Annotated in this window: 9 protein-coding genes; 4 read left to right on the top strand and 5 right to left on the bottom strand. The window is 60.3% G+C overall.

Going from position 1 to position 8,710, the window contains the following annotated elements; translation table 11 throughout:
* From P792_RS38765 to P792_RS0118920, 3 genes are all read right to left on the bottom strand, one after another.
* Positions 1 to 530: carboxyl transferase domain-containing protein (locus P792_RS38765; protein WP_035439710.1), on the bottom strand; the 530-nt coding region annotated here is incomplete at its 3' end.
* A 48-nt stretch (positions 531 to 578) separates the two neighbouring features.
* The gene (locus P792_RS27560; RefSeq protein ID WP_023978546.1) at positions 579 to 1,505 is read right to left on the bottom strand and encodes a tyrosine recombinase; all 927 of its coding nucleotides are present in this window, start codon (positions 1,503 to 1,505) and stop codon (positions 579 to 581) included.
* A gap of 11 nt (positions 1,506 to 1,516) precedes the next feature.
* Positions 1,517 to 1,813 (bottom strand): hypothetical protein, encoded by a 297-nt coding sequence (locus P792_RS0118920; RefSeq protein ID WP_023978547.1) that lies wholly within the window; start codon positions 1,811 to 1,813, stop codon positions 1,517 to 1,519.
* Positions 1,814 to 1,915: 102 nt separating this feature from the next.
* Between P792_RS0118920 and aroB the strand changes: the two genes are divergently transcribed.
* The 3 genes from aroB (at position 1,916) to P792_RS37600 (ending at position 5,384) form a co-directional block, all read left to right on the top strand.
* Positions 1,916 to 3,598, top strand: coding sequence for a 3-dehydroquinate synthase (aroB, locus tag P792_RS27565; protein ID WP_081866697.1), 1,683 nt, complete (start codon positions 1,916 to 1,918; stop codon positions 3,596 to 3,598).
* A 310-nt stretch (positions 3,599 to 3,908) separates the two neighbouring features.
* On the top strand, positions 3,909 to 5,054 hold the full coding sequence (locus tag P792_RS27570; RefSeq protein WP_023978549.1) for an OmpA family protein: 1,146 nt from the start codon (positions 3,909 to 3,911) through the stop codon (positions 5,052 to 5,054).
* Positions 5,055 to 5,240: 186 nt separating this feature from the next.
* Entirely contained in the window at positions 5,241 to 5,384 is a 144-nt protein-coding gene (locus tag P792_RS37600) for a hypothetical protein (protein WP_023978550.1), read from the top strand.
* 110 nt (positions 5,385 to 5,494) lie between these two features.
* On the opposite strand, the gene P792_RS27575 is transcribed toward P792_RS37600, so the two are convergent.
* Both P792_RS27575 and rpsD read right to left on the bottom strand, forming a co-directional pair.
* Entirely contained in the window at positions 5,495 to 7,057 is a 1,563-nt protein-coding gene (locus P792_RS27575; RefSeq protein ID WP_023978551.1) for a peptide chain release factor 3, read from the bottom strand.
* 107 nt (positions 7,058 to 7,164) lie between these two features.
* Positions 7,165 to 7,782 carry a 30S ribosomal protein S4 gene (gene rpsD, locus P792_RS27580; protein WP_023978552.1) on the bottom strand — a complete coding sequence of 206 codons (618 nt, stop codon included), beginning with the start codon at positions 7,780 to 7,782 and terminating at the stop codon, positions 7,165 to 7,167.
* Positions 7,783 to 8,168: 386 nt separating this feature from the next.
* On the opposite strand from rpsD, the gene P792_RS27585 reads away from it, so the two are divergent.
* Positions 8,169 to 8,639 carry a LysM peptidoglycan-binding domain-containing protein gene (locus P792_RS27585; RefSeq protein WP_023978554.1) on the top strand — a complete coding sequence of 157 codons (471 nt, stop codon included), beginning with the start codon at positions 8,169 to 8,171 and terminating at the stop codon, positions 8,637 to 8,639.
* Positions 8,640 to 8,710: the final 71 nt, after the last annotated feature.

The following is an 8,710-nucleotide window of genomic DNA, read 5'->3' on the forward strand; positions in this document are numbered from 1 at the left end:
GCCTGCGCCTGACCACGCTCTTCGGCATCAATGCCAGGCCATGCGCCTGACGTATCGATGAATGTCAGGATCGGCAGGCCAAAGCGGCTAGCCATCTCAACGAGGCGCTGCGCCTTGCGATAGCCTTCCGGCTTGGGCATGCCGAAATTATGACGCAGGCGCGACTCCATGTCGAAACCGCGCTCTGTGCCGATCACCATGACAGCCTGACCGCGAAAGCGGGCAAGACCACCGACGATGGCCTGGTCATCATGCCCCAGACGATCACCGGCAAGCGGCGTATATTCCTCAAGCAGCCCTTTGAAGTAATCAAGCGCGCGAGGACGCTGCGCATGGCGCGCGACCATGACCTTCTGCCACGGCGTCAGCTTGGTATAAGCCGCACGAAGCTGCTTTTCCGCCTTGTCGGACAATTTGCCGATTTCGTCGGCAATGTTGATGCCTTCGCCGTCCTTGGCCATCTGGCGAAGTTCGGCAATCTTGTTTTCAAGCTCGGCAACCGGCTTTTCGAAATCGAGATACTGACGCATGCCCCGCCGATAGCACGGGTTCATGTTCCACAACAATCCGTCGCTTCATCATGGCGCATCATCGGAAAGCGGGTGATGCTGGTTGAGCACCTGCCGCAGCCGTTCCTGCATCACATGGGTGTAGATCTGGGTCGTTGCGATATCGGCGTGACCAAGGAGCATCTGCAAGGCGCGCAGATCCGCCCCGCGCTCCAGCAGATGGGTTGCGAAGGAATGTCTCAGCACGTGGGGTGATACCAGATCAGGATCGATCCCGGCCCTGAGCGCGACATGGAGCAGGATCTTGTCGAATCCCTGACGGGTCAGGGCACGCGCCGGGTTACGACCGGGAAAGAGGTAGGGACTATCGATATCCCGGTCATGATGAAGCAGCGCCAGAGCGGCTTCGCGAGCTGCGTGGGAGATCGGTATGAGCCGCTCGCGCCCGCCTTTCCCCCTTATCAGCACCATTTCCGACTCACGCCTGAACAGACGCCCAGGCAGAGCGAGCAACTCCGAAATACGCAAACCAGTCGTATAGAGCAGTTCGAGCGCCGTACGACTGACCAGATCGCGCCGCGGATCGTCATGGCCATGACATCCCTCATCGAGCAGACGCTCTACCTGTGCCTCCGACAGGAGTTTGGGCAGCGGCTTTTCCAGATGCGGCATCTGGATGCTTTCCGTGGGGTCATGATCGGACCACCCTTCGCGCTGCACGAAACGGAAGAACTGGCGCAGGCATGAAAGCCGTCGTGCTGCGGTACTTGATGAGAGCCCCGAACGCCCCTGCCAGGCACCATAGGCGGCGATGCTTGTCTGCCCTGCCTCGAGCAGAGCCGCAGGCTCACCCTCATTCTGGCGCTTCAGGAAGGCGATAAAATCCGCGAGGTCCGAGGCATAGGCCTGACGGGTGCGCGGGGCCGCATTGCGCTCCGCCGCCAGCATCTCCAGAAAAGCCTCTACCGCCGGGGGGAGCCCTTCAACCCCGGACATGGGGGATTAGCTCAGTGCTGAAGCGTGGGCGCTGCGACGGGCTCTGGCATGGCGGGCATGGGTTTGGCGGGGGCGGCACCCGGCATGGCCGGTGCGGAATCAGCCGTTGTCGCGGCGAACTGCGTTCCCGGCAGATCCTTGTGCACCATCGTCTGTACGGGCAGCGGCGGGTTCATACCCAGCTTCAGAAAAGCTCCGCCAAGACCCAGAACGATCAGGACAACGAATGCAAGGGCGATCCGGGGAAAGCTCAGCGTGGACATGAAAAACTCCAGAAAGACGGGCGCGTGGGCAAGATTTTCAGCCACAGGCCGCGCCCTGCCGGGGCTGCTCGGTGGCGAGCCGCTTTCCTGTATGTTAGCCTTGCCCGAATGTCACGCCCCACCTTTTTTTCCGATCGAACCGAACCGATGCCCGACCTGCCTGATCCCGCAACCGGATCGGACTTCCCTGCCCCGAACCCTGCTGACCCGATCATTGTTCTCGTCGGCCTGATGGGCGCTGGGAAAACGACAATCGGCCGCCGTCTGGCGGCTCGACTCGGTCTGGAATTCGTGGATGCCGATCTTGAGATTGAGCGTGCTGCGGGCTGCACCATTTCGGAGATCTTCGCCCGTCATGGCGAGCCGGCATTTCGTGATGGTGAGAGACGGGTGATCCAGCGCCTGCTGCAGGGGCCTGCCAAGGTGCTTGCGACAGGGGGCGGCGCCTTCATCGACGTGCAGACGCGCCGTCTGGTGAAGGCCCACGCCCGGTCGGTCTGGCTGCGCTGCCCCCTGCCCGTGCTGGTGCGTCGCGTTTCGGGCCGCACAGGTCGCCCCCTGCTCGACAAGGGTAATGTCGAATCAACGCTTGCCGCACTTCAGGCGCAGCGCCACCCCATTTATGCAGAGGCAGATATCGTCGTGGATTGTGGAGATGACAGCATCGATCATGGTGCTCAGCGCATTATCGAGGCGCTCGATTCCTATGCCCACCCGCTTCGGGTACCCGTAACGCTTGAGTCGCATCATTATGAGGTTCTGATCGGGTCCGACCTGATCAGCCGTGCCGGGGCCTATCTGGCGCCCATCCTGCCCCAGAAGCGTGCGGTGGTGATCACCGATGAAACCGTGGCGAAGCTCCACCTCCCGCGCCTGCTTGGTGCACTGGGCGAGACCGGTATCGACGCCACCCCTTTCGTCGTTCCGGTGGGTGAGGAGTCGAAATCGCTCACCCGTTATGCGGCGCTGATCAATGACATTCTGGACCACGGGATGGAACGCCATACAACGGTCATCGGCCTTGGTGGTGGCGTGGTGGGCGATCTTTCCGGCTTTGTGGCGTCCAGCGTTCTGCGTGGCGTTCCTTTCGTCCAGATCCCGACAACACTGCTCTCTCAGGTCGACAGCTCGGTAGGGGGCAAGACGGGCCTCAATGCCCGCGCTGGCAAAAATCTTATCGGCGCCTTCTACCAGCCGCGCATCGTTCTGGCAGATAGTTCAGCGCTGGCGACGCTGTCACGCCGTGAGCGCGTCGCGGGTTATGCTGAGATCGTCAAGGCAGGCATTATTGCCGACCCCGCCCTGTTTGCCTGGTGCGAAGCCCATGGCGCTGACCTTCTAGACGGTGACCCGGCAGCCCTTGGCGAGGCGGTGCAACGTGCCTGCGCCTTCAAGGCGAAAGTCGTGATGGACGATGAAAAGGAAACGGCTGCACAGGATGGAAGGGCTCTGCTCAACCTTGGTCACTCCTTCGGCCACGCTCTTGAGGCCCATTTTCGCTATGACGGGCGACTGCTGCATGGTGAGGCTGTATCGATCGGGCTCCATCTGGCCGCTGCCCTCTCTGTCGCCCTCGGCCTGTGCCCACGTGCCGACATGGAACGCATCGACACCCATCTGCGTGGCCTTGGCATGCCCGCCGGTCTCGACTGGTTTGATGAGACGCTGAGCGCCAGCGAACTGATCGCCTCAATGGCGCGCGACAAGAAGGTGCTCAACGGACGCCTTTCATTCGTTCTCTTGCGCGGTATAGGCCAGGCTTTCACAACCCGTGATGTTGAAATGGACACGGTGCGTGACGTTTTGGTTCAGGAAGGTTGCTCGCCCTGAGGTGACGTGGGGGCTCGGTGATTTTTCCTTACAGAACAGCCATTCTCCTCACGATCCCTTGATGCCGCGATTCATGAACAAACCCGTTAGAACGGCTCGCTGCATAAGAAATTGTTAATCGGGCGGAATGGAGTGTTGCAGTTTTGACACGGCTATTTCGTCTAATCGTCAAATACCCATGGAACTCACTTCCTGAACCGGAACTGACGGCTCTATACGCACTTATGCATCGCGCTGAGCTTGTTGTTGCTTCGCCTCTCCGGAGGGAAAACGGCAGGCTTGAATGGATGAATTTATGAGGACGAAACTAATGCGTCTCCGCACGGCACTTCTGGCCATGACGTCGATGGCAGCCGCCCCGACGATCGCCATGGCGAGCACCATCACCGGCCCGTATGTCAATATCGGCGGTGGCTACAATCTGGTTCAGACCCAGCACGCTCACTTCTCTCCGACGACCCAGGCCGACGGCACGACCGGCAATGGCGGCACGAGCTCGAAGTTCCGTCACAAGGACGGCTTCACGGGCTTCGGTTCGTTCGGTTGGGGCTTCGGCAACGGCCTGCGCGCTGAAATCGAAGGCGTCTACAACTACTCCCAGATCAACCACCGCAACACGACACCGGTGACCGGTTCGACCAGCGGTTCCGACCAGTCCTATGGCGGCTTTGTCAACGTTCTGTATGACATCGATCTGGCCCAGTTCGGCATCAACGTGCCCGTCACGCCGTTCGTCGGTGTCGGTGCAGGTTACCTGTGGCAGCACTACAACCCGATCACCACCGCCTACACCAATGGCGCTGTTAATCGCGTTGGCGGCACGCAGGGTGGCTTTGCCTATCAGGGCATCGTCGGTGCAGCTTACGACATTCCGGGCGTCCCGGGCCTCGCGCTCACGACCGAATACCGTATGATCGGCCAGACCTTCACGGATGGTGCATACCGCTCCACCTCGTGGAACCGTAACGGCACGGGCCTGCACAAGGGCAACGTGAACTTCGGTGACCGCTTCCAGCACCAGTTCATCCTGGGCCTGCGTTATGCCTTCGACACGGCTCCCCCGCCGCCGCCGCCGGTTGCCGTCGTTGCTCCCCCGGTCGTGCAGCCTGCTCGTACGTACCTAGTGTTCTTCGATTGGGACAAGTCGAACCTGACGGGCCGCGCTCGTGAGATCGTTGCCCAGGCAGCTCAGGCTTCCACGCACGTCCAGACGACGCGCATTGAAGTCAACGGCTACACCGACAACTCTGCTGCTCACCCCGGTGCACGCGGCCAGAAGTACAACATGGGCCTCTCGGTCCGTCGCGCACAGTCGGTCAAGGCTGAGCTGATCCGTGACGGCGTTCCTGCCGCTGCGATCGACATCCACGGCTACGGCGAGCAGCACCCGCTGGTCCCGACGGGTCCGAACACCCGTGAGCCGCAGAACCGTCGCGTCGAAATCATCCTGCGCTGATTTCGGCCTGAGAAAGAGGCCTCCCCGGAGGCCTCTTGATCGGTTCCAGAATAAAGGCCTCCGGCATTCGTGCTGGGGGCCTTTTTCTTTGCGATCTCCCCTTGTCTCACCGACCAAAGTATTACATATAAGTAATGTATTCGGAGGATAAGCAGTTCACGCTTTGCCCCTCCGGGGAGGTTGGCCATGGCTCAGACTTATCATATTGATCGTTCGGACCGCACCGGCATTACGCCGCTTCATCATGAGGGCGAGAATGTCTTCCTCATGCTCGGCGCTCTCGTGGGTGGGCTTTTCGCTCTTGGAGCGATCGCTTTATTGACCCTCTGAACGACACGTTCTTGAGGCAAAAAAAAGCCCCGGTCTCCCGGGGCTTTTTCATTCCAGACAACGTCATGTTGGGTCTTATTTGAACAGCATCTCGCAGAGCAGCCAGCTGATCAGTTACTCAGGCCAATCTGCTTGATATCGTGAAACGCCAGATCGGGATTCATCTCGACCATGCGGCGCATCATGAAGTTCGAGCTCGCAAGAAAAACGGGATCGCCGTCAAGATCATCTGCCATGGCTGAGCGGTTCGCCATGGAATAGGCTTCGATCTTGGTACGTTCGCCCGTCACCCAGCGGGCAATCGTATAGGGCGTCGATTCGAACCCGATGGCGACGCCATATTCGCCCTGCAAACGCGACTGCAACACATCGAGCTGAAGTGTGCCGACAACGCCTACGATGGGTGGCAGCCCGTCCTGCGGGCGAAACAGCTGCACAACACCCTCCTCTGCCAGTTCCACAAGCGCCTGACGCAGCTTCTTCGCTTTCATCGCGTCATCCAGGCGCACACGACGCAAAATTTCGGGCGCGAAATGCGGCACGCCCGTAAAACGAAGCTCTTCACTCTCGCTGAGCGTATCGCCAATGCGCAACGTGCCGTGATTGGGCAGCCCCACAACGTCACCCGCAAAGGCCTCCTCCGCAAGCTGACGATCACGCGCAAAGAAGAACTGTGGCGTATGCAGCGCAAACTGCTTGCCTGTGCGGACATGCTTCAGGCGCATGCCGCGCGTCAGCCGTCCCGAGCAGATACGGGCGAAGGCCATACGGTCGCGATGATTGGGGTCCATATTGGCCTGGATCTTGAAGATCAGCGCCGTTACCTGTTCCTCATCGGCCTTGACCTCACGCGTCTCACTGGGCTGGGCACGCGGCTCGGGACCATAAGCCACCAGGGCATCCAGCAGGTCGGTCACGCCAATCTCCTTCATGGCGCTCCCGAAGAACACAGGCGTCAAATGCCCGGCGTCAAAAGACTCCCGGTCGAACAAGGGCAGCGCAGCCTCGGCGAGTTCGAGCTCTTCAGAAAGCGCAACCATACGCGCGTCGGATTGCGAGAGCGTCGCGGCCTCACCGCGTATCTCACGCGTGCGCATGTCATAGGTCCCGGCAAAATGTCCGGCACGCCCAATCGGCCATGTGGCAGGCGAGGTATCCAGCGCAAGGGTCGACGCAATTTCATCCAGCAGCCCGAAGCAGTCCTGCGCCTCGCGATCCATCTTGTTGATGAAGGTCACGATAGGAATATCGCGCAGGCGGCAGATCTCGAACAGCTTGCGCGTGCGGTCCTCAATACCTTTGGCTGCGTCGATCACCATGACGGCGCAATCGACAGCCGTCAGCGTACGGTAGGTGTCCTCGGAGAAGTCTTCATGGCCCGGCGTGTCGAGCAGATTGAACACGCAGCCGCCATATTCAAAGGTCATGACAGAGGTCACAACCGAAATACCGCGGTCACGCTCGATACCCATCCAGTCGGACTTTGTGCGGCGGCGCTCACCCTTCGCGCGTACATTGCCTGCAAGCTGGATGGCGCCACCCGCGCGCAGGATACGCTCTGTCAGGGTCGTCTTACCGGCGTCAGGATGCGAAATGATAGCAAAGGTCCGGCGGCGCCGGATCTCGCTGGCAAGGCCCGTGGCAAAAACGGAGGCGGACGCGGCTTCGGACATCGAAAACTAACCTTCGGTAAAACGGCAAATACCAGAAACGACAAATGCCGGACCGGGGGTGAACCCGATCCGGCATTGGCCAGAAACACCCGGAAGAAACGGGTCTTTTAGCGCGAGTAGAACTCGACCACGAGGTTCGGTTCCATCTGCACGGGGTACGGCACATCGGACAGACGCGGGCTGCGAACGAACTTGCCCTTCATCTGGCGATGATCGACCTCGATGTATTCCGGCACGTCACGCTCAGCGGACTGGGCGGCATCGAGAACGACAGCAAGCTGCTTGGACTTCTCACGCACTTCAATGACGTCACCGTCACGGACGAGGTAGGAAGGAATGTTCACCTTGCGGCCATTGACCGTCACGTGGCCGTGGCTGACGAACTGACGGGCAGCGAACGGAGTGATCGCGAACTTGAGGCGGTAGATCACCGCATCCAGGCGACGCTCCAGCAGGTCGATCAGGTTCTCTGACGTATCGCCCTTACGACGGACGGCTTCGTCATAGTACTTGCGGAACTGCTTCTCGCTGATGTTGCCGTAGTAGCCCTTGAGCTTCTGCTTGGCCATCAGCTGGATCGAGAAGTCGGAGGGCTTCTGCTTGCGGCGCTGGCCATGCTGACCGGGGCCGTATTCCCGCTTGTTGACCGGCGACTTGGCGCGGCCCCACAGGTTTACGCCCAGACGGCGATTGATTTTATACTTGCTCTCTTGGCGCTTGCTCATGTGCAAGAACTCGCTTCGACTTCGGGTTGTCCTGACGCTGCGCGACAACCGCATGTTGCGCCGGTAGGCCTTCCCCCGAATTAGGAAAGACGGGCGCATCCCTCGAACCGCTGTCACGGGATGCAGAACCCGATCTGACAACGGCCGGCATGTCCACGTTCCCGGCAATAGCGGCGGCTCCTACAGGACCCCCTCTGCGATGTCAATCAAATTTGCCCGGATCGGCGGCGGCAGGATGGGCCTTTCAGCCACCTGCACCAGTCGGGAGAGCTCGCACGGCTCACAAATTTCGGATCGACGGAACAACATAAGGTCGGCTGCGTCTGCATGGATACACGCCATGTCTCATGGCATAATGATCAGAAGTTATCCGAGGGAGGACCACCATGGCCATTTTCAAGTTCAACCGTGCTGCCGGGCGCAAGCTTGACGAGCAAGCAAAGGTTGCGGCCATCAACCCGGCCGGTGCCCCCGCACCCAAGGCTCCGCATGAGAGCCTCATCAAACGCGCTTTCAAGCAATATGGCATGTCGCAGCTTTCCGTCTCGCACATCACGGTGCGCGACAGCACCATCGCCCTGAAGGGCAAGGCTGAAAGCGCGGCCGAACGCGATGCCATGATCCTCGCCGCCGGCAATATTGCCGGCATCGACACGGTGCATGCCGATATCACAGTGCCAGAGGGCACTCCTGCTCCGGTATTTCATCAGGTCTCACCCGGAGAGACGCTGCATGCCATTGCCGAGAAAACGGATGCGGATGTCACAGCAGAGGATCTGCACAAGGCCAATGAAGCCGAGCTGGCTCATCATGATGGCGTCTATCCCGGCCAGACGATCCGTATCCCGGAGGCCTGATCTCGCCGAAACCCACCGATTACTTAGCAATAAGCGGGGCCTGCTCAGGCGGGCTCCGCACAGGCAGGGGC

Origin of the sequence: Asaia sp. SF2.1 (assembly GCF_000505765.1) — a bacterium.
Classification (GTDB): Bacteria; Pseudomonadota; Alphaproteobacteria; order Acetobacterales; family Acetobacteraceae; genus Asaia; species Asaia bogorensis.

Excerpts from the sequence above, each read along its gene's own strand:
- rpsD (WP_023978552.1), bottom strand. The coding sequence starts at position 7,782 with ATGAGCAAGCGCCAAGAGAGCAAGTATAAAATCAATCGCCGTCTGGGC.
- P792_RS37600 (WP_023978550.1), top strand. The coding sequence starts at position 5,241 with ATGGCTCAGACTTATCATATTGATCGTTCGGACCGCACCGGCATTACG.
- aroB (WP_081866697.1), top strand. The coding sequence starts at position 1,916 with ATGCCCGACCTGCCTGATCCCGCAACCGGATCGGACTTCCCTGCCCCG.
- P792_RS27575 (WP_023978551.1), bottom strand. The coding sequence starts at position 7,057 with ATGTCCGAAGCCGCGTCCGCCTCCGTTTTTGCCACGGGCCTTGCCAGC.
- P792_RS27570 (WP_023978549.1), top strand. The coding sequence starts at position 3,909 with ATGCGTCTCCGCACGGCACTTCTGGCCATGACGTCGATGGCAGCCGCC.
- P792_RS27585 (WP_023978554.1), top strand. The coding sequence starts at position 8,169 with ATGGCCATTTTCAAGTTCAACCGTGCTGCCGGGCGCAAGCTTGACGAG.
- P792_RS27560 (WP_023978546.1), bottom strand. The coding sequence starts at position 1,505 with ATGTCCGGGGTTGAAGGGCTCCCCCCGGCGGTAGAGGCTTTTCTGGAG.